Raw genomic sequence first — 21085 nt, 5'->3', positions numbered from 1 at the left:
TTCCCCCGCTCCATTGTATGCCACCTACACTAACTCCGCTCCATAGCACCATTTCCCTACTCCAATGTATGCCACCTACACTAAATCCGCTCCATAGCACCTTTTCCGCACTTCAGTGTATGCCACATACGTGCTCACTCTTCCCGCACCCCATAATTCCCGACAAACAGAGGAAAGAACTGTCCCGTTCAAACGGAACAGCCCTTTCTTCGTGTACGCATTAGAAACCGAAACGGATGTCGCCAGTTCGTTGGCTCACACAAATATCGAGCGTGATATTTACGCTGCCCCTGCCGAAGAAACAACAGATTTTCACACAGTCGAAACCTGGCCTTTTAAAGAAGCATACCGTTCTGCATGGAAAATCAAACAAGTTGTTCACCGCTCTTGCATCGCAATGACGAATTGCTGCTGCAAGCTTTCTTGCCTGGCTTCTTCTCCTGAGATTGTTAAAGTCAGCGCCAAGCACCTTGCCTGCTTCCTGAATACCTTCTACTGCGGAATCATCAAAAAAGCGCCGTCTGCGACGATGGCGGCGTTTGAATGCGCCCCCCACTCTTCTGCGGTTCCAACCACTAATCTCAACTCTCGCGGACATAGGCACCCTCCTCTCTACCATGGCTTATATAGTATATGCTTGACTCATAGAGAGGTATGGGTAGTGATAGCATGTCAAAAGTTGAATTGCTCAGTGTAAAAATTTTATGCTTCACACTTCTCCCCAATATACTTCCGTTTCATAATCAAAGTGAACATAGCCCTCTTCTTGATTCTTCTCGAAAATAGTTCGCAGCTTCCGCATCATCTCTTCGAATCTGGGGTCGTCTGCGGTGGGACAGTAAGAGGAAGACATCAGCCGTCCACTTAAACCTGCAAAGTCGAACAATTGCCGATTAGGAAACTTCTCCAGTTGCAAGCGCCCATCCCGAAAAAAAGCTTTGAGATCATCGAACGTTATATTTTTATGATTAACCTCTTTATAATCATGGCCGTACTCGTGCAGCAGCGCCTCATATTGCTCTAAAAATGCTGTGCCTTGTGTAAGTCTGGAATTCCAGATCAATATCACTTTGCCGTTAGGCTTCAAAATCCGCAAAAACTCGCGATGCGCAGCTTCTCGATTGAACCAATGGAACGCTTGTGCACATACAATAAAGTCTATGCTACCGGAGGGAAGCCCGGTATTCTCGGCTGCAGTAAAATAAGATGAGTAGTTGGCATGCTCCCCCAACTGCCGGTTCGCTTCCTCACGCATCGGACCATTCGGTTCCACGGCCGCCACATGAACATCCCGATCCAGCAGCAGAGCCGAAAAAATGCCCGTCCCCGCCCCAATGTCAGCGACGGTACATTGTGGATAAACGCCGACGACATCAAACAAATAATCCAATGCTTGTGCAGGATAACTGGGACGATACTTCGCATAAGCATTCACCCTATTGGAAAAACGCGCCTTCGTGTCCATGAACCATCTCTCCTATCTCCTTTTTTTGAAATGAATCAGGCTTTTTACTCAAGAAATCCATCCTCTATGGCTGCCCATAACTTGGAAAGCATCAATTCTCATTATATACCTTTGACATACTCCCACCACTTACGCTAACGCTTAGAGGCGGGGGCTTCTTGGGACGTACCAGCTAACGCCAGTATCATGACCAAGCTATCCCCATTTGTCCAACGGTTCTTTATAACTGACTAAGCTATACCAAGCATCCAGCAGCCTTCATTTTTGATGTTGATTGCGGCGTTTACGTCTCTGTCTAATTCTACACCGCAATGATGGATTGGAAAGAGAATTGGGTGGGGACTGTCCTGTATGAACCGGATGGCGAGGAAGGGAGAATGCTGCCCGTATGGTTGATCCTGGAGGGGAAGCTGGTCGAGCATGACTGGCAGGGAACGCTTACCGTTCCGATCGATGCCCCCTTCCAGAAAGCTGACATCGATGAGTGGGATTATGAGTTACCGGCACTGGCCGTGCCCGATTATGTCTACATCCTTCAAGCCAATGATTCCGCGAGGCTGGTTGGCATTCACATGCCAGCTTTGCGTACTTATGTCGAAAGCATAGCTATTACCGCCGGACATCCCTTCAAACCCGAAGACATTGGAAGGCTCATGCTGCGAATATCGGACTTAGAAGAGATGCTGCAGTTGACGCCGAGGAGTCGGTGATCGCTCTACTGGCCGCTGAGCACTTTTGGGCTGGGCTATGTGAGCATTTTGAGCGATAGCGCACACTTTTCGACTCTCTTTCGGGGCTATGTGAGCAAAATGAGCGATAGATGGTTACTTAGGGGCGGACGTGGCACAATTGGCGGTGCTATGTGAGCATTTTGAGCGATAGCGCACACTTTTCGACTCTCTTTCGGGGCTATGTGAGCAAAATGAGCGATAGAGAGCGACCTGGGGGCGGACGAGGCACAATTGGCGGTGCTATGTGAGCATTTTGAGCGATAGCGCACACTTTTGGGCTCTCTTTCGGGGCTATGTAAGCAAAATGAGCGATAGATGGCTACTTAGGGGCGGACGAGGCACTCTTGGTTGGGCTATGTGAGCATTTTGAGCGATAGCGCACACTTTTGGGCTCTCTTTCGGGGCTATGTAAGCAAAATGAGCGATAGATGGCTACTTAGGGGCGGACGTGGCACTCTTGGCTCGGCTATGTGAGCATTTTGAGCGATAGCGCACACTTTTGGGCTCTCTTTCGGGGCTATGTAAGCAAAATGAGCGATAGATGGCTACTTAGGGGCGGACGAGGCACTCTTGGCTGGGCTATGTGAGCATTTTGAGCGATAGCGCACACTTTTCGGCTCTCTTTCGGGGCTATGTAAGCAAAATGAGCGATAGATGGCTACTTAGGGGCGGACGAGACATAACGTCAGCAGCATGAACGCGCTCACTAAACAAGCAATCCATCTTTTCTCCTTCATCCGTCATTAATCCTCCTTTTTCGTGTACTGAAAGGACGGGCTGCAAGAAGCCTGGAACCCCATCGATTCCGATTCTGCAGCCCGCCAGCGGATCTATTTCAAGCTTACATTTTTCGCTCTTTCGAACGCAGACTTCTGAATGTCCATCATCTGCTCCAGCCCCAGCTTCTTAAGGCCTTCCACATAACCCTCCCACTCGCTGAAATCCTTGTCTCCCAAAATAAACTTCGTCACATTCTCCTGCTGGTATTTCTGAATTTGCTCGCCTACCGTCGTATTGACTTCCAGCTCCTGCTCGTTCAGCTCCGCCTTCGGACGATAAGGCGCGTCGTATTGGCGCGCTCCTTCGTAAGCGGCCTTCAGCTCGTCGGATGCCAGAGACAGATGCGCGTCGTAATCGATCCATGTATATGTGCCGTTAGTCGCCAGACCTGTCGACTTTCTCAGCTCGGTAATTTCCTTGTAGTCGCCCAGGAATTGCTTCTGTCCGCTCTCATTCTTGAACGTCTCGCCTTCCTTGCCCCAGCTGGACATGATGCGTCCTTCTTCGCTGTAGAAGAAGTCCATTACCTTCATGAACGACTCGATCTTCTTCGATGTGGAGGCGACGGTCAAGCCAGAGTTGACAACATGCCCGTTGTAATTAAGCGCCTCTCCGTCCGGCAGACCAATCGGAGGCGTCATGAACTTCATCGTATATTCCGGCATCTCCGCGCGCATAGCCAGATTGAAGAAGTCTACACGCCCGATGTAGTCAACCGTAACGAAGGCTTTGTTCGTGGACAGCATATCCTGCCACTTCTTCGTATCGACCGTAAGCCAATCCGGAGGAATAAGCCCTTCCTTGTACATCGTGTTCAGATACTCCAGCATCTTCTTGTAATTGTCTTCAATCGGTCCGTACTTGATCTCTCCGTTATCCATATAGTAAGTGTCGTGAGTACCGAAGTGGGCAGCCAGATTGCGCAGAATCATCAGATTCGGTCCGAAGCGGAACGTGAACGGATAGCTGTCCGGGTATTCCTTCTTCAGCACGCGCAGCACTTCCAGAAGCTCGTCGAATGTCTCCGGCTCCTTCAGACCATGCTTCTGGAACACGTCGTCGCGATGAATCCAGATCTGGCGGTTCGTCTCGCCGAAGCCTTCATTCGGGAACATATACATCTTCCCGTCGGCAGCCAGCTGGGACTGGGCCACTTCGGGATACTGCTCCAGCCACTTGGCAAAGTTCGGCATCATGTCCGTATACTCCAGGATGTTGACAAGCGCCCCTTGCTGACCGTACTTGTTCGCCATATCGCGGTTGCCCATGAACATGACATCCGGCATCGTTCCGGAGGAAATCGTCAGGTTAACCGTGTCATCCAGCTTGCCGGACGGCGTCGTTACCTCGAAGGAAGCTCCCGTATTCTCCTCGATCAGGTCCCATATCACCCACTCTTTGTCGTAGGGCCAATTGGGATGAGATTCTACCAGCATCGTGAACGTATTTTTCTCTTTCGCAGGCGAATCATTCTTCTTGCCGCCTTCACCGGAGGCGTTGCCTTGCGTCTGCCCGGCAGGCTTCTCCGATGCGGCGGGCTCATTTCCGCCGGAGCTGCAGCCTGCGAGCGCCGAGACGACCATAACTGAAGCGAGTGCAATCATCATTGATTTTTTCATATTGACCTCTCCCTGAATGTTCTTTTTCCCTCGCGAATATTGTCAGTATACCAGCTTTGCCCTAACCCTTGATGGCGCCAATCATCACCCCCTTGACGAAGTGCTTCTGCAGGAACGGATAGATGAGCAAGATCGGAATCGTCGCTACCATAATCGTGGCATACTTAAGCGATTCCTCGACGACCATCTGATCGCCGCCGATGCCCATCGCATCCGTCCCGTTCATCTGCCCGACCAGGACGATGTTGCGAAGCACCACCTGCAGCGGGAACAGATCGGGATCGCGCAGATAGAGCAGCGGAAGCTGGAAGTTGTTCCACATCGACACCGCGTAGAACATGCCGATCGTGGCGAAGACGGGCTTCGACAGCGGTGCGATGATGCGGATGAACAGCCCGATATCAGTCAAGCCGTCCAGCTTGCCGGACTCCTCCAGCTCCGCCGGCATCGCCTGGAAGAAGGTGCGCATAATCATGAGATACCAGGTGCTGACCGCGCCCGGCAGCACCATGCCCCATAACGTATCGATCAGATGCAGCTCCTTCACGACGAGGAAGGTGGGGATCATGCCGCCGTTGAAGAACATCGTAATGACGATCAGGATTGTGAAGCCGCGGTGGAACGGCATCGCCTTCTTCGACAGGGCGTACGCGCCAAGTCCCGTCGTAATAAGGGCTATCGTTGTATACAGGGCCGTGTAGATGAGAGTGTTCATATAGGATTGCAGGATACGCGGGTCCTTCAGCACCAGCTCGTAGTTTCCGAAGTTCAGCCCTTTGGGCCACAAGCCCACTTCGCCCTTCAGCACAGGGGCCGTATGGCTGAGAGAGATCGCCGCCATATGAAGGAACGGGAACAGCGTGACGGCAATGACGACCAGCATGACGGCCAGATTAACAAGTGAGAATAGAGATAATCGCTTACGCATAAGTTGTCCTCCTTCGCATTACCACAAGCTGGAGTCGGAGAATCTGCGACTCAAATAGTTGGCGGAAAGCAGAAATATAAGGCTGATGATACCGGTGAACAAGTCGATTGCACTGGCATAACTGAAGTTGCCCTGCGTAATGCCGACACGGTACGTGTACGTGCTCAAGATGTCCGCCGTAGAGTACGTTGCGGGATTATAGAGCAGGAATACCTTCTCGAAGCCGATCTCGATTATTTTGCCGATATTCAAAATGAGCAATATGATGACGGCGGTGCGTATGCCGGGCAATGTGACGTGCCATATCTTCCTCATCCGACTCGCGCCGTCGATCTCCGCCGCCTCGTATAGCGAGGGATCAATACCCGTAAGCGCTGCCAAGTAAATGATGGACGCCCAGCCCGTGTGCTGCCATATTTCCGATCCGACGAAGACGGACCGGAACATCTCCGCTTCCACCATGAAGTTGATGGGTCCGATGCCGAACAGCCCGAGCATTTCGTTCACCCAGCCTCCCGTCGGAGAGAGGAACATAACGACCATGCCGGCCACAATGACGTTGGATATAAAGTGCGGCAAGTAGCTGACGGTTTGCACGAAGCGCTTGAACACCATGCTCCTCAGCTCGTTGAACAGGATCGCCAGTATGATGGGCGCCGGGAAGCCGAAGACGAGGTTATAGAAGCCGAGCAGGAACGTGTTTTTCATCAGGAGCAGGAAGTCCGGGTTGCTGAAGAACATCCGATAATAATGGAAGCCTACCCATTCGCTCTCCCATATGCCGCGGAACAGATTGTAATTTTTGAATGAGATGATGATTCCGAACATCGGCAAGTATTTGAAGAAAATATAGTACAGCAGACAGGGAAGGAACATAAGCATCAAATACTTCCCTTGCAGCAGCTTGGACCAGAATCTGGTCCGGACTAGTGAGCGCGCTTTTGTCGCATCCGCTACCGGCGGCATCTCCATCGATTTCATAGTCAGTCTCCAATCCTGTAAAGTTGGCCTCATCGTACCCCCTCCGCCACCCCGCTTCCACCCGCATCATGTATGATCTTGTGCAGTTCATGCCGTTATCGAACAATCGGATAACTATCGAACAAGATGCGCATTCCCGATGCAAAGCCTAGCTATACCGCAGGCTGGCGCGCTCGTGCTATACTTTTCCTATCTTAGATATTGGAAAGGGACAACAACATGAAGCTACGTTCATTACTATCGTTCACCTCATGGCGGCGCTCGCGGAAAACCCTTTTTGTCCGGATGCTCACCTGGTTTCTCAGCATCATCGCCCTCTTGCTGTCTTTCAACTTGCTGACATACACCTTCTTCCGCTCCACGATTCAAGACGAGATTATCCAGAACAATTCGCTTAACCTGCAATCCGCCGTCAATCTGTATGAAAGTCACTTCACCCGCATTCGGACAATTGGCATCGGGATGCTTCTGGACGAGCGGCTGGGGGCGGTCATCAAAACGAGGGACGGAAGCATCAACTATGAAAGCGCATCCATGGTTCGCAACGATTTTATCCTGTCGACGATCCGCGATCCCATGCTGTTCATTGACAACATCATGCTCTATCTTCGCGATCATGCGTTCATCGTCGACAAAGCTGGGACGAGCGAGGCAGATGACATGTTCGAACGCTACTATCACCATCCCGATTACGAGTTCGCATTCTGGCAAGGGGAATTGGAGGGCAACCATCACTTCCGCATCTACCCTTCCGCCACATTCCAGTACAAAGTGTTCGGCTCCAGCAGCGACATTGGAAGAACAGTGCCCATACTCGTTCAGAATGTGTACGCCAGACAGATGTCCCTCCTCTTCTTCCTGGATCAGGAGAAGCTGATCGATGCCTATGTTCAACGCTCCGGCGAAGACAGCTTCTATATATTGGATGGCAATGGGACGAAGCTGATCAGCAACGGCAGTATGGATGCAGAGCTGGAAGTCGGGCATCTGGTTGTGCGGGAGCCCGGTCATATCACCTACCGGAAGATTGGGGACGACTACTACTTTTTCACGCAAGGGTCCGATACCGGACTGACCTACGTCAGTGCTGTTCCCACGACCAAAATCGCGGCGCAAATGACCAAGCTGAACGTTATTCTGGTCCTTATCTTGACGCTGGCTTTATTGCTTGGTTTGGCGGCGGCCGTGTATTTCGCTCGCAGGCTGCACACGCCGGTAAGCCGTATATTAGCGGCCATGGAGGGACAAGCTGCTTCCCCGTCGACGGCGACGCACATTAAGGAATTCGATCTGATCAGCGACAGACTGACTCGCCTGTCGCAGGACAACAGAACGATGGATCGGGATTTGCAGCGCAAAAATTCGCTTCTGCAGCACTACCTGCTCACATCAAAGCTGAAGCGGCTATACATTCATTCGGAAGAGGAAGATCGCCACTTCCCTGCGGAAAGCGATAAGCCCTACTGGTTCGTGGGCGCACGGCTGCTGTTCGTGAGGATGGATGACGAAGCCGGGACGGACATTCGCCAGGATCGCGCGGCCAAGGTGGTGCAGGAATTTCTGCAGGCGTACTTCCGTACGCTATTCAAGGACGCCACAACGCTCCAGGTGGAGAGCAATCTGCTCGTCTCCTTCCTGCCCGAAGCGGAGCAGGTATCTCCAGAGACGATAGAGGAGCATCTGCAGGAGCTGACAGAAGTGTTCGATCTCGACCATGCGTATTATCTCGCCACGATAGCCGCCAGGCACAACGATGCCGGGACGGCTCCTGCGGAATCTTATCAGCATATTCTGCACATGCTGGATAGCCGTAAGCTGTCGGATACAACGCAACTGATTATGGGAGACTCTGGTGAGACGGAGATGATGGCCGAGGATGAGGGGAGCGCCTTCTATACTCATCTGGAGCAAGGCAATGAAAGCGAGCTGCTGAAGCTTGTCTCCCGGAAGCTCGCGGTTATGGAGAAGCGCGGAGCGAGCCAGAAGCAAGTAGCGGAATTTGCAAGAGGCATCGTCTATCGCACCGCTTCCTCCCTTCATCCGGAAGATGTGCTGCGCGTGCATCCCGCGTCGCCGCTTGACGCGATCAAGGCATGTTACACGCTGCCCCAATTCGAAGACTTCTTCCACGCCTTCCTGCCGTCCGCTCTCGCGCTCATGAAGGAGCGACGGGAGGTAAGCGACCCGGTGGTGCAGTATATGCTGGATTACGTGGACGAGCATTATGGAGCAGGCGTCTCGCTGGATCAGCTGGCGGACAAGCTCAAGATGAGCCGGACGTACTTGTCCAGCTACTTCAAGGAGAAGCACGGGAAGACGTTCAGCGAGCATCTGAATGATGTGCGGATGAATAAGGCGGTGGAACTGCTTACTTCCTCCGATCTCATGATCTCCGAAGTCGCGGAGCGGGTAGGCTATTACAGTGTCAACTCTTTCATCCGCAACTTCAAGAAGGTGAAAGGCATGCCGCCGGGGGAATTCCGCAGGTCATTACTATAATCATCACCGAATAGTTTTCTCCGATTAGGGAAGTAATGAGAGGAGTTGAAAAGATGGTTAAAGGAGAATAGCTATGACCGAAAGCAATGCATTGCCCAAATTCCCTGAATCCTATTGGATGGATAGTGTCCATGGAATGACTTCCTTCCCCAAACTATCTCAATCAATAGACACGGAAGCGGTTGTTGTCGGTGGCGGTATCTCCGGCATCACTACAGCGTATTTGCTGGCGAAATCCGGCCTTAAGGTCGTACTGCTTGAAGCCGACAAGCTGCTAAATGGAACTACTGGACATACAACTGCAAAAATAACCTCCCAGCACGATCTGATTTATGACAAGTTAATGAAGAACGCAGGCAAAGAAAAAGCCGCATTATATTACCAAGCGAATCGGGATGCGATGCATTTCATCTTGCAGACGATTGAGCAGTACGATATGAATTGTGGGTTATCCGTCGAAGATGCTTATATATTCACGAATTCGGTAGATTATATCCCCGATCTGGAGAGCGAGATGAACGCTTACTCTGCACTTGGCATTGAAGGGAAGTTCGTAGACAGCATTCCCCTCTCCATTCCAGCGAAAGCAGCCGTCAGGATGAACAAGCAGGCTCAATTCCATCCGCTTCGCTACCTGAGCACGTTAATCCGGGAAATCATAAAAGACGGCGTCGACATCTATGAAGGGACGACAGCGGTTGATATTCAGAAAGGCACCTTGCCCCAGGTTATAACCAGCGAAGGGCATAAAGTCACCTGCAAGTACGTCGTATCATGCTCGCACTTTCCTTTTTACGACGGCGGCGGTTTTTATTTTGCCAGAATGTATGCCGAACGCTCTTACGTACTAGGTGTGGAAACAGGAGCGGAATTCCCCGGCGGCATGTACATTAGCGCGGAGGAACCAAAGCGTTCCATTCGCAGCGCAGTCATGGAGGATGGAGCCATGCTTCTTCTGATCGGCGGGCAAAGCCATAAAACCGGACAAGGCATATGTACTATAAACCATTACGAGATGCTTGGGCAATATGCTGTCCGCCACTTCCAGCTGCAAGAAGTCGCTTACCGTTGGTCGGCACAAGATTTGATCACCGGGGATGACATTCCTTACATCGGGAGGATCACGGAGTCATCTCCTAATATTTTCGTCGCAACTGGCTACAAGAAGTGGGGCATGACAAGCGGTACAGCAGCGGCTATGCTGATTAGCGATCTTATTATGGAGAGACAGAATCCGTATGAGCAACTGTTCGCGCCATCACGTTCCATGTCCCTGGGCACGATCAAAAATCTAGCAGTCGAGAATGCCGACGTGGCCAAGCATCTGATTGCCGGCAAGCTGGGGATGATATATAGGAACCTTGAGGAGCTCGGCAAAGATGAGGGAGGAATTGTAAGGGTGCAAGGCCGAAGAGCGGGCGCTTATAGGGACTCAGAAGGTAAATTGCATCTGGTGGACACGACCTGTACTCATTTGGGCTGCGAAGTAGAATGGAACGACGGGGACCGCACTTGGGACTGTCCTTGTCACGGCTCCAGATTCTCGATCAGCGGCGAGGTCATCGAAGGTCCTGCTGACAAACCGTTGAAGTCTATTAAGAAAAAGTAAGTACCGAACACGCGATCTCTGATATAATAAAGAAGCATGAACACTTGGATTGGAAGTAACGCCTCCAAAAGGAGGTGGTTACATGAAATTTTCGTTGACAGAAGTGATTATGCTTGGCATGTTTTTGCTAGCTCTGCTCACTTACCTGAATAAACGAAAATAACCCACCCAGGTTAGCGCCAAGGGAATGGGTTATTTTCTGACTTACTTAGGAGGTATCCCGCCTAAGTTTTGTGCAGGGAGTCGGTTGGTGCACCGGCTCCTTATTCTTATCCTAATCATATCACGAGGGTATTATTCATGCAATTCTCTTATGCTAATATTACTGCAACGCCTATACTAATCCGAACTCCTTGCCCACATTCTCCAGAACATCGGCAGCAAAGCCCAGATCCGCCTCGCTGTGCTGCGCGGTCACGATGAGCCGCACTCTGCCCTTGTCCATCGCCACGGTCGGATAGACGATGCCTTGCGCACAGACGCCTTCCTCCAGCAGACGCTTCGAGAAGGCAAGCGCCCGCTCCGGCTGGCCGACGATAATCGGGATAATCGGCGTCTCGCTCTCGCCGGTATCGAAGCCGAGCGATTGCAGACGGCTGCGGAAGCCGTCCGCATTCTTCCACAGCCGCTCTGTCAGCTCCGGCTCCTCCTGCAGCACCTCCAGCGCCGCGATGCAGCTTGCAGCTACGGACGGCGGCAGCGATGTGCTGAACAGGAAGGAGCGAGCGCTATTGATCATCAGCTCCTTGGCCGCTCTTGCCGTCGCTACATAGCCGCCTACCGCACCTACTGCCTTGGACAAGGTGCCGATCTGGAAGTGGACTCTGCCGTGCAGGCCGAAGTGGTCCGTAGAGCCCTTGCCATGCTTGCCCAGTACACCGCTGGCATGCGCATCATCCACATAGACGAGCGCATCGTACTTCTCCGCCAGCTCAACGATAGCGGGAAGCGGTGCAATATCGCCGTCCATGCTGAATACGCCGTCCGTCACGACCACTCTCTGCCGATAGTTGCCGCACTCCTTCAGCACCGCTTCCAATTGATCCATATCCTTGTGCGCGAAGATGCGGCGGCTTGCCTTCGTCAGGCGGATGCCGTCGATAATGCTGGCATGATTCAGCTCATCGCTGATGACCACATCGTCCGGGCCCAGTATCGTCCCCAGCACCCCTTGGTTGGTTGTAAAGCCGGACTGGAAGACCAGTGCCGCTTCCGTGCCTTTGAACGCAGCGAGCTTCCACTCCAGCTCATCGTGAATCGACAGTGTCCCCGTTATCGTCCGCACCGAGCCCGAACCGACGCCGTACTTCTCCGTAGCGGCGATTGCCGCCGCTTTCAGCTTGGGGTGATGCGTTAATCCTAAGTAGTTGTTGGAAGACATCTGCAGCGCGCGCTTCCCGCCTTCAACGGTCATCCAGGCATCGGAACCGTCCTTCCATACCGTCATGGGACGATAGCGACCCGCTTCCTTCAGTCCTCTCAATTGTTCCTCTATATGTCGAAAATCCGCCATTTCAATTCCTCCCGTTTGTCAATGTCGGCCCTCGCCGTAACTCGTCAGCCTCGCTCAGGACACGCGATCATGCCAGAACACAATTTTGCCGCAATTGCCGGACGCCATCAGATCGAAGGCCTCCTCATAACGATCCAGCGTGAAGTGATGCGTCACCAGCGGCGTCAGATCTATGCGCTTCCGGTCCAGCAGCCCTTTCAGCTGATACCAGGTATCATACATCCGTCTGCCTGTAATTCCCTGAATATTCAGACCTTTGAAGATGATGTCCTGCGCCAGATCGAACGGTACCTCTTGCGTCGGAATGCCCAGCAGACTGACGCGTCCCGCCTGTGCGGCCACCTTCAGCGCATCGCGAATCGCTACGGGATGGCCAGACATCTCCAGGACGACCTCCGCTCCCTCTCCGCCCGTCGCTTCACGGATGACATCCACGAAGTTCTGCTGGCTGCTGTCAATGACGACATCCGCTCCCATCGCCTCCGCCATCTTCAGCCGGTAAGGGTTAATGTCTACGGCGAATACTCTGCCGCTTCCGCACGCCTTCGCCACGGCGATCGCCATCTGGCCGATCGGTCCGACTCCGACGACGACGACGCTCTTGCCGACCACGTCGCCGCTTAACACCGTCTGCACCGCGTTGCCCAGCGGGTCTTGCAGACAAGCGATTTCCGGCGGCACGCTTGCGTCGTTGTGGATCACATTGCTGGCCCTTATGACCGCATATTCGGCGAAGCAGCCCGGAATCGTGATTCCGAAGCTCAATGTGTTCTTGCACACATGAGCGTTGCCCGTCCGGCAAGCTTTGCAGATGCCGCATACGACATGGCCTTCTCCCGATACATAATCGCCCACCTTGACATTCGTCACTTCACTGCCGATCGCTTCCACAATGCCCGCGAATTCGTGTCCGAATACATTCGGCGTACGTACAGTGCGCGACGCCCAGTCATCCCATTTATAAATATGCACGTCCGTGCCGCAGATCGAAGATGTCTTCACCCGCACCAGCACCTCGTTAACTCCGCATACCGGCACAGGCACCTCTTTCAATACCGCTCCGGGACCGCGCGTCTCCTTCACCAGTCCAATCATCGTTTTGCTTTGAGACATAACTTTGCCCCTCCCCGCATTTTCGTCTACAATAGAGTGAAACCCAAAATAGAACGCTTACCACTCATCTTGTATATTATATTACACGTTTGTGCAGTATAATGTACATACCTTCGTGTTTATTTTTTGGATTATTTTTTTGCTGTGTCATTGAGAGGAGTACAGCCATGTCAGAAGCCATTCATCAGAAAATCGGCAAAAATCTGCAAGATATCCGTAAATCCCGCGGTCTAAGCCTGGATGCCGTAGCCGAGCTTAGCGGCGTCAGCAAGGGAATGCTTGGGCAGATTGAGAGAGGAGAGTCCAACCCGACTATCTCCATCCTGTGGAAAATCGTCAACGGGCTCCGCATCTCGTTCGCCGCGTTAATGGAGGACGCATCGCCGCAAGTATCCATCGTCAAGCTGGAGGATACAACGCCGCTCATTGCCGAGGATGGCGCTTATCGCACGTATCCCATCTTCCCGTTCAAGCAAGATCGGGGATTTGAAGTATATACCGTCGTCGTCGAACCGTTCACTTCCCATACATCCGAAGCACACTATGAGGGCGTCGAAGAATTCGTCATCGCGATGGACGGAGAGCTTCGCGTCGAAGTGGGAGAAGACAACTACCTGCTCAAGCCGAGCCTCGCCATGCGCTTCTCAGGCGATCAGCCTCACACCTATTGCAACGATACAGACCGCACGATCCGCTTCACTACGCTTATCCATTATCCTTCCTCCAACCGCTGACCGGCTGACAGGCGCGAAGCCTTTATGCCCGGCATGACTCTCCCATCTCTTGCATAGCTATAGACTATAGGCTTGAGATAGGAGGTTATCGATTTGTCCGAACAACGGGATAACGAAGCCGCGGTCATCTACGAAGCCAATCAGCAGCATACGGCCGCGGTTCAAGAAATTCGGGAACGTCTTGTGAAGATGTGCGGGGGACATATGCACCGTTTCGTACGCGTGCAGACGATCGACGGTCATGTGTACGAAGGAATGATCTTGCATGTCGACCGGCACATTCTCTATTTGCAATGCACGATTCAAGACCCCAGATTCTACAACAGCCGCTTCAACGCCATACTTCCACTCGTGCTGTTCGAGCTGCTCGTTATTACTTTGCTCATGTAAGGCGGGCCCCAGCCAGTCGGAAGGAATGGACATTACGCTTCAATTGCAGAGCTGCTGCAGTGCCGGTATTGCCGCGGCAAGCAGCAGAAAAGGCAGGACTTCAAAAAGTCCTGCCCGTCTGTTGAAAGCTCAGGACGCCTTCAGGCGTCCTTTCTTCGTCTTCGGGACGATAGCCGCTCCACACCGACTACAAGGGTGCCCGTTTTCTGCTATACTGAAGATCGCCGAACTAATATTCCAAATGACCGTAAAAGCAGACAGATGAAGGTGGTCTCTCATGCAATTTTTAGCTATGCTCACGATGCTTATCGATCATATTGGCGCCGTATGGCACCCGGGCGATCCTCTCTGGCGGATCATCGGCAGACTTGCCATGCCGCTGTACATATACGCCATGGTTATCGGCTATAAGCGAACCCGTAATATGAGCCGCTACTTCCTGCGAGTCGGCCTGCTGGCCTTGCTCTCGCAGCTCCCCTATCAATGGGCCTTCCATATTACGCAGATCAATGTCATCGCAACCTTATTCGTCTGTCTGCTCGTACTGCGATTGCTTGACCGGTATAAGGATTCGCCAGCGCTGCAGCTCCTCATTGCGGGAGCCGCACTCATCCCGCTTGACGCGCTACCGTTCGACTACGGCGGCTACGCTCTGCTGCTGATGCTCATCTACCGCTACGCTCCGGCTTCTCTCGCCCTGCTCATGCATGCAGGTCTGGAGCTGCTTGCCATCCTGACGGGCGGTGTGTCGCTGCAGCTGTTCAGCTTGCTTGGAACGGGGCTTATCTTCCATATGCCTCAGGTGCTGGCCCGCATGGATCGCATCCGCATGCCCAGATGGATCTGGCGCAGCTTCTATCCGGCTCACCTAGCCGTCATCGCCGCGCTTCAGCAGCTCATCTAGCTCCCGTTCGCACTCCGCAGTGCTTGTCCAGCCTTCGTCTTCGTTCAGCAGCTTGCGCAGGAACAGCTTGACCGCATCCGGAAGCTTCAGCTCTTCTTCCCAGCTTCGCTCCTGCCCGTCTTCCGGAGGCGTGTAGCCCGCATACATCAGGAACAGGAACAGATGGCCAAGCCCGAACCAGTCGCTTGCAGGATGCGCGCGACGCATTCGCGTCTTGAGCGCGGCAGCGCTATCCGCCGCAGCATCCGTCTCCCCCAATGCTTCCCGCAGCGGCTCCGGCAGCTGCTCGCCGATACGGCAAGCCAGGCCGTAATCGATCAGATACGGCTTCCCCTCCCTCATCAGCACGTTCGGTATGCGTACATCGCGATGCACGTAGCCGGAGCCATGAAGATGCTTCAACGGCTGAAGCAGCCCCTTCAGCACTTGCAGCGCTTCTTGAACCGTAAAGCTGTCTCCCTGCTCATAAATGATGTATTCCAGATTGTGCCCTTCAATATAGTCCATCACGATCGCTTCCTCGGAGCCGCTCGACCGGTATGCGATGAGACGCGGGATCTGCTCGTGGGACAACGCTTGCATCACATCCCTCTCCCGCTGCAGAAGCTGGATGCCCAGCTTTCGCTTGCTCGGCTTATTCCGCTTCAGCAGAACGATCGCCCCGCTTCCCCGCTCTCGGCACACATAAGCCTGTCCGTAACTGCCCATTCCCAGAAAGCGCAGCACTTCATATTGTTCTCCCCATACGCTTCCTTCCTGCAGGGGATAATCGCTCCAATTGTTGCGAACTTCCCGCCATCTATGCCAGGTTCTAGAGGCGATCCGCAATAATGCGTTCCACAATATCATCAACTCCTTCCACTAGCTTATCGTTTTTTTTAGAAACTTTCTATTTACAGCGTCGTAAAGTATATGAAGTTGCAGAGAAGAAAGGGGAAGTTACGATGTTGAAACGAATCTTCTATTCCTTGGCAGGCAGACACAGTCATCATTTCTATAGCAGCAGCGACTACAAGAAAGGGTACTATCATCCGCATCACCCGTATCCGCCACAGTATCCGCCGCAGCATCCGCATTATCCCAATGGACAATATCAGGCAGGACCGCCGCATCCGAGCCAGCATCACGGAGCTCCGCCACCGCAAGGCGCGCCGTATTATCCGCAGCACCCGCCGCATCCGCAACACCCGCATTATCCGCCGCATCCGCCGCGTTACAATCATCATTACGGACACGGCTATTACAAGAAGAAGTGGAAATACAGCAGCTCTTAGGAAGTTTAACGGCACGAAGGGATTGTTAGAAATGTATTAGCAAAATAAACAATAACCTGACGACAGCTTCACAAGGTGCTAAAACGTTAGCGGTATAATGGGAAAAACGCAAACGGAGGTGAATGGTGCAATGATGAAAATCATTACCTTCAAAAATCGTTCAGTACCTGTCTACTACCCTAACGAGCAATCGACATCCTTCGATCTACTTCATCATAAATTGAGCGAACTGGAACTGGACTTCGATTTCCGGAAGAAGTGGAAGCGAATCCGATCGGTTGAAATGGTGCGCGACGTCGCCATTTTCCAATATAACGATGGAACGAAGCTTTATCTGGAAGTCAGCTAGCTTAATAAGCAAAGAGGGGCTGTCCCAAGGTCAATCGACCTGAGGGACAGCCCCTTCTTCCGTTCCATCCATCCGCTGCCGGCTTACAGCAGAATTACAACCTGAACTTCGCCACTTGCTCCTGCAGCTGCTCCGCCATTCCTGCCAATGTCGTGGCTGCCGCGGAAATCTCCTCCATCGCCGCCATCTGCTCCTGGGCGGCGGCAGATACGGTCTGCGTCGCTGATGTGCCTTCCGCCGCAACCACCACGACGCCCTGCATCGCTTCCATCACTTGATCGGCTCCGGCCGCAATGGCGGACGTCGCTTGCGACAGCTCCCCGACTTGCTCCGCTACCCCTTCAATATCCTTGTTGATGGCAGAGAAGATATCGCTCGCTCCCTGCACGGACATCAGGCCGCTAGCGACAACTGCGCCGGCTTCATTCATGGTGGCGGCGACATGCCCCGTCTCCGAGCGGATCGCCTGCACGACGGAAGCGATATGACCGCTGGACTGATTCGTCTGCTCTGCCAGCTTGCGCACTTCTCCGGCTACGACAGCGAAGCCTCTGCCGTGTTCGCCCGCTCTTGCCGCTTCAATCGAGGCGTTCAACGCGAGCAGATTAGTCTGAGCGGATATATCCGAGATGATCTGCGCCATGCCGACGACTTCATCGGAGCGGTCGCCAAGATCCCGTACAGCTTTCGACAAGCTGTCGAAGGATGTCTGGATATGCCGCATCTGCTCCGTAGCCTGTCGCAGAGCTTCCTGTCCTTGAACAGACTGCTCCAGCGTACTCTGCGCTGCCGCGGACAGCTTTCCGGTATTGCCTGCAATCTGAGCCGTGGAATCCGACATCCGCTGAATGACGCCGTAGCATTGCTCGGCGCTTTCTTCCTGATGCTGTGCGCCTTCGGACAGCTGCTGAATCGTCTCCGCAATATGCGCGCTGGCGGCGCTCGTCTGTTCTCCCCCGGCCATGAGCTGCTGGGAAGTAGCGGCTACGCCGTCCACATTGCGTCCCACCTCCTGGATCAGCGCTCGAAGCTGGCGCACCATCTCATTGAAGCTCCAGGCCAGCACGGCGATCTCATCCTTGCTCTTGCACTCTACAGGCTCCACGGTGAGATTGCCTGCCGCCACTTCGGCAGCGAACGCCGTCACCCTTTTGATCGGCTTCGTCATGCGCGCTGCCGCTATGACAATGAAGACCATTCCCGCAGCAATTGTTACCGCAAGCGTAATAATCGTCATCTGAACGATGGCATCCGCTTCTTTGTTAAAGTCCTGCATATACGCTCCGGCCGCGATAATCCAGCCCCAATGAGGGTCCTTCTCGACATACGTAATTTTTGCCCCGTACACATCCGGCTGATTCGGCAGCTGGTAATCGTAATAGACGAATCCGCCTCCCGCATCGGCTACCGCCCGAACCGCTTCCAGCATCGGCTTATCGCTTGTCGACTCCAAGACCAGCTCGCCCTTATTGTTCCGTACGTCCGCGAAGCTCGTTCCTTCCACGGCGGGATGGGCTGCCAGCATGCCTTCGCCGTCTATGGCGAACGGATAGCCGTTCTTGCCAAGGTTAATCGTCGAATTGATAGGACGAGTGCCATCTTCCCGCATCTCCCCCAGCATGGCAGTCTTCACGAACCTTTCCGCTTCTTCTCTGCCCATCTCGCCCGCCTGCACTTGGCTGTCCAGCATTTCGATCAGCATAAGCGTGCTTTTCACGTCGTTTTTCAGTATCACTCGCCCCGTCTCGTCCAACGAGGAGCTTGCCGAAGAATAACTGAGTATGCTGACGATCAAGCTTGGCACAAGCAGCAGCCCAAGCCCGAGCAACATAAGCTTGCTTTTGAAACTCCATTTCACAACGGTCACTTCCCGAATCCCTCCCAGATAGTAAAGCTTAACGGATAACGATCCCTGTACAATCGATTAGCCGTCGATCTCTTCGGTTCTGCGGAACACCGAAGAGTCCAGCTGAGTGGGGTCCATCGGCATGCCCAGCAAGTAACCTTGCACATATTGGCAGCCCCATTCCTTCAGCAACTGCATCTGCTCCTCGAACTCCACTCCCTTGGCTATCGCCTCAAGCCCGAGTCTCCGTGCCAATTGGATCATGGATTCCACAATGAAGCGGTCCGCGCCCCTCAGATCAATATCTTTCACAAAGGACTTATCAATCTTCACACTATGTATCGGCAAGTACTTTAAGCTTGTGTAGGAGGAATAGCCCCTCCCGAAGTCATCCAGTACGATTCGCACGCCCGCGGCATGAAGCCCGCTTAACGCGGCCGCCGTCTGCTGAGTCTCATGAAGAGCCATCTGGCGCTCCGATATTTCCAGCTCCAGCGACTCCGCCTTCAGCTCGTATTCGTCAATGACATTGACAACTGTGGACACGAAGGAGGGGTCCATCAGCTGCTTCGATGAAATATTAATGGATATGCGCAGATGATCCAGTCCGTCATACCGAAGCATATCCGACAATCGCTTGCACACTTCCCGAAGCACCCATTCCCCGATGGGAACAATCAATCCATTGAATTCCGCGATAGGAATGAACTCCTCCGGACTGACGTTGCCCAGCTCCGGATGCTCCCATCGAATTAATGCTTCATAGCCTCTTAACCGACCATTGTCCAATTGATAGACCGGCTGATAGCTCAAGTGGAATTGCCGTTGGACCAATGCCGGACGAAGCGAGGTTTCGATCATAATTTTCCTGTTCATTCGGACGGTGTCATCGCTGCTGTACACTTGAACCCGATTGCCGCCGTTTTCCTTGGAGCGGTAGAGCGCAAGTTCCGCCCGGCATAACAACTGCTCGCTCGTCAAGCCGTCCTTCGGATACACGCAAGCCCCTATGCTTGAAGTCAGATAGAGCTCCTGCTCCCCATCCGCGACGGGACGTTCCACTGCGAACTTGATCGCCTCCAGCAATTGCGCGGCTCGAACCAGCTCCTGCTCATGGATAGCGATCACAATCTGAAAGCAGTCGCCGCCAAGCCGGCTCGTTCCGTGAAAGTGCCCGCCGGCGAGTGTCGCGCCTGCCTCACCCAGACGGCTCGCAATGACTTCCAGCACGTGATTCCCGAAGTCGGTCCCTTTCGTTTCATTCACGCGATAGAACCGATCCATATCCACAAGCGCAACCAGCATATGATGTCCCGATGCCCTTGCATGGTCGATGGCAAGCTCAAGCTCTAGAAATGCCGCTTTCCGTTCAGGCATATCAATAGCTTCCTCCATCACAAATGCTCCTTCCATCATCATAATTGTTAAGCTTAATAGTCACATACAAGTATTAGAATAATGCTGCAGCCCGACTCGCAACTTTGTTAGAATATCTAATGATTGTGGGGGGGAAGAAAAAAAAGCATCCCGAATATCCGGAATGCTCTTCGCCTGAAGCCCGTTCAGCTAGCGGCTCCCGTCACGTCATTACATGGCCGGCTCGGCCACATACTTGTACCCGAATCCCCATACCGTCTTGATCAGGCGGGGCTCCTTCGGGTTCAGTTCGATTTTCTTGCGGAGATTGACGATATGAACGTCTATTGCGCGATCGGTCACGAAGGAATCGAATCCCCGAATCGCATTAATCAACTCTTCCCTGCTGAATACTTTCCCCGGATGAGCCATTAACAGCTTCATAAGCTCGTACTCCGAGAACGTCGTCTCCACACGCTGACCCCTTACGATGAGCAGCCTTCTATCCGCATCCAATTGAATCAACTCCGATTGTCCGGTGTCCGAGGCCTCCTTCTTCTCGTTCATCTCCGCCTGTACCGTATGAGAGCGGCGAATCAGCGCCTCTACCCGCGCGGTTAGCTCGTGCATGCTGAACGGCTTGCATAAGTAATCATCCGCTCCCGCCTTCAGCGCCTGCACCCGCTCCGACACCTCGCTCTTCATCGAGAGAATCATTATGGGTACATTGGACGATTCCCGTATTTGCTTGCATACTTCCATTCCGTCCAGATCCGGAAGCATGAGATCCAGCAGAATCAGATCGGGCGCGAAGTCGGCAGCCTTCTGCAAGCCGTCTTCTCCACGTTCCGCTTGCTCCACCCGGTAGCCCTCTTCAAACAAATACATAGACAGCATATTACTCATCATGACGTCATCTTCAATAACTAATACTTTATACATTGTGGTCACCCTTAAATAGGATTGAAGATTTCTGTCAAATCAATTCTGTAAC

General features: G+C 53.1%; 19 protein-coding genes. 8 read left to right on the top strand and 11 right to left on the bottom strand.

Annotated elements, in window-relative coordinates; genetic code table 11:
- Positions 1–220 precede the first annotated feature (220 nt).
- Positions 221–598, bottom strand: a complete 378-nt coding sequence (locus M6D81_RS29085) for a hypothetical protein (protein WP_262680892.1) — start codon at positions 596–598, stop codon at positions 221–223.
- 111 nt (positions 599–709) lie between these two features.
- A complete protein-coding gene (locus M6D81_RS29080; protein ID WP_262680890.1) occupies positions 710–1465 on the bottom strand; it encodes a class I SAM-dependent methyltransferase in 756 nt (251 codons plus the stop codon).
- A gap of 335 nt (positions 1466–1800) precedes the next feature.
- Here M6D81_RS29080 and M6D81_RS29075 point away from each other — a divergent pair, with 335 nt between their 5' ends.
- Complete coding sequence (locus M6D81_RS29075) at positions 1801–2175, top strand: hypothetical protein (RefSeq protein WP_262680888.1); 375 nt, start codon at positions 1801–1803, stop codon at positions 2173–2175.
- Positions 2176–3026: 851 nt separating this feature from the next.
- Here the strand turns inward: M6D81_RS29075 and M6D81_RS29070 are convergent.
- The 3 genes from M6D81_RS29070 to M6D81_RS29060 form a co-directional block, all read right to left on the bottom strand.
- A complete protein-coding gene (locus tag M6D81_RS29070; RefSeq protein ID WP_262680886.1) occupies positions 3027–4595 on the bottom strand; it encodes an extracellular solute-binding protein in 1569 nt (522 codons plus the stop codon).
- 61 nt (positions 4596–4656) lie between these two features.
- Complete coding sequence (locus M6D81_RS29065; RefSeq protein WP_262680885.1) at positions 4657–5523, bottom strand: carbohydrate ABC transporter permease; 867 nt, start codon at positions 5521–5523, stop codon at positions 4657–4659.
- Between the two features lie 18 nt (positions 5524–5541).
- Positions 5542–6405 carry an ABC transporter permease gene (locus M6D81_RS29060; protein WP_262680895.1) on the bottom strand — a complete coding sequence of 288 codons (864 nt, stop codon included), beginning with the start codon at positions 6403–6405 and terminating at the stop codon, positions 5542–5544.
- Positions 6406–6723: 318 nt separating this feature from the next.
- Here M6D81_RS29060 and M6D81_RS29055 point away from each other — a divergent pair, with 318 nt between their 5' ends.
- The gene (locus tag M6D81_RS29055) at positions 6724–9003 is read left to right on the top strand and encodes a helix-turn-helix transcriptional regulator (RefSeq protein ID WP_262680884.1); all 2280 of its coding nucleotides are present in this window, start codon (positions 6724–6726) and stop codon (positions 9001–9003) included.
- A 73-nt stretch (positions 9004–9076) separates the two neighbouring features.
- On the top strand, positions 9077–10612 hold the full coding sequence (locus M6D81_RS29050) for an FAD-dependent oxidoreductase (protein WP_262680882.1): 1536 nt from the start codon (positions 9077–9079) through the stop codon (positions 10610–10612).
- 334 nt (positions 10613–10946) lie between these two features.
- Here M6D81_RS29050 and M6D81_RS29045 read toward each other — a convergent pair whose 3' ends face one another.
- Both M6D81_RS29045 and tdh read right to left on the bottom strand, forming a co-directional pair.
- Complete coding sequence (locus tag M6D81_RS29045) at positions 10947–12125, bottom strand: glycine C-acetyltransferase (protein ID WP_262680880.1); 1179 nt, start codon at positions 12123–12125, stop codon at positions 10947–10949.
- 54 nt (positions 12126–12179) lie between these two features.
- A complete protein-coding gene (tdh, locus tag M6D81_RS29040) occupies positions 12180–13238 on the bottom strand; it encodes an L-threonine 3-dehydrogenase (RefSeq protein ID WP_262680878.1) in 1059 nt (352 codons plus the stop codon).
- A gap of 167 nt (positions 13239–13405) precedes the next feature.
- Between tdh and M6D81_RS29035 the strand changes: the two genes are divergently transcribed.
- From M6D81_RS29035 to M6D81_RS29025, 3 genes are all read left to right on the top strand, one after another.
- A complete protein-coding gene (locus M6D81_RS29035) occupies positions 13406–13972 on the top strand; it encodes a helix-turn-helix domain-containing protein (RefSeq protein WP_262680876.1) in 567 nt (188 codons plus the stop codon).
- Between the two features lie 93 nt (positions 13973–14065).
- Entirely contained in the window at positions 14066–14362 is a 297-nt protein-coding gene (locus tag M6D81_RS29030) for a hypothetical protein (protein WP_262680875.1), read from the top strand.
- A gap of 277 nt (positions 14363–14639) precedes the next feature.
- Positions 14640–15266 (top strand): TraX family protein, encoded by a 627-nt coding sequence (locus tag M6D81_RS29025; RefSeq protein ID WP_262680873.1) that lies wholly within the window; start codon positions 14640–14642, stop codon positions 15264–15266.
- Here the strand turns inward: M6D81_RS29025 and M6D81_RS29020 are convergent.
- Positions 15231–16109 (bottom strand): serine/threonine protein kinase, encoded by an 879-nt coding sequence (locus M6D81_RS29020; RefSeq protein WP_262680872.1) that lies wholly within the window; start codon positions 16107–16109, stop codon positions 15231–15233. The genes M6D81_RS29025 and M6D81_RS29020 overlap by 36 nt on opposite strands.
- Before the next feature lie 101 nt (positions 16110–16210).
- Between M6D81_RS29020 and M6D81_RS29015 the strand changes: the two genes are divergently transcribed.
- Both M6D81_RS29015 and M6D81_RS29010 read left to right on the top strand, forming a co-directional pair.
- Positions 16211–16540 (top strand): hypothetical protein, encoded by a 330-nt coding sequence (locus M6D81_RS29015; RefSeq protein WP_262680870.1) that lies wholly within the window; start codon positions 16211–16213, stop codon positions 16538–16540.
- A 130-nt stretch (positions 16541–16670) separates the two neighbouring features.
- Positions 16671–16889 (top strand): hypothetical protein, encoded by a 219-nt coding sequence (locus M6D81_RS29010; protein WP_262680868.1) that lies wholly within the window; start codon positions 16671–16673, stop codon positions 16887–16889.
- 94 nt (positions 16890–16983) lie between these two features.
- On the opposite strand, the gene M6D81_RS29005 is transcribed toward M6D81_RS29010, so the two are convergent.
- From M6D81_RS29005 to M6D81_RS28995, 3 genes are all read right to left on the bottom strand, one after another.
- Positions 16984–18756, bottom strand: a complete 1773-nt coding sequence (locus tag M6D81_RS29005) for a methyl-accepting chemotaxis protein (RefSeq protein WP_262680865.1) — start codon at positions 18754–18756, stop codon at positions 16984–16986.
- Between the two features lie 57 nt (positions 18757–18813).
- A complete protein-coding gene (locus M6D81_RS29000) occupies positions 18814–20130 on the bottom strand; it encodes a putative bifunctional diguanylate cyclase/phosphodiesterase (RefSeq protein ID WP_262680863.1) in 1317 nt (438 codons plus the stop codon).
- A gap of 192 nt (positions 20131–20322) precedes the next feature.
- Positions 20323–21033: a response regulator transcription factor gene (locus M6D81_RS28995; RefSeq protein ID WP_262680861.1), complete on the bottom strand. Its 711-nt coding sequence runs from the start codon at positions 21031–21033 to the stop codon at positions 20323–20325.
- Positions 21034–21085: the final 52 nt, after the last annotated feature.

The sequence above is a fragment of the Paenibacillus sp. J5C2022 genome (assembly GCF_025567625.1).
In the GTDB taxonomy this organism is placed as follows: domain Bacteria; phylum Bacillota; class Bacilli; order Paenibacillales; family Paenibacillaceae; genus Pristimantibacillus.
The sequence above is the reverse complement of the archived record's forward strand: the minus strand, read 5'-3'. Positions and strand labels throughout refer to the sequence as shown.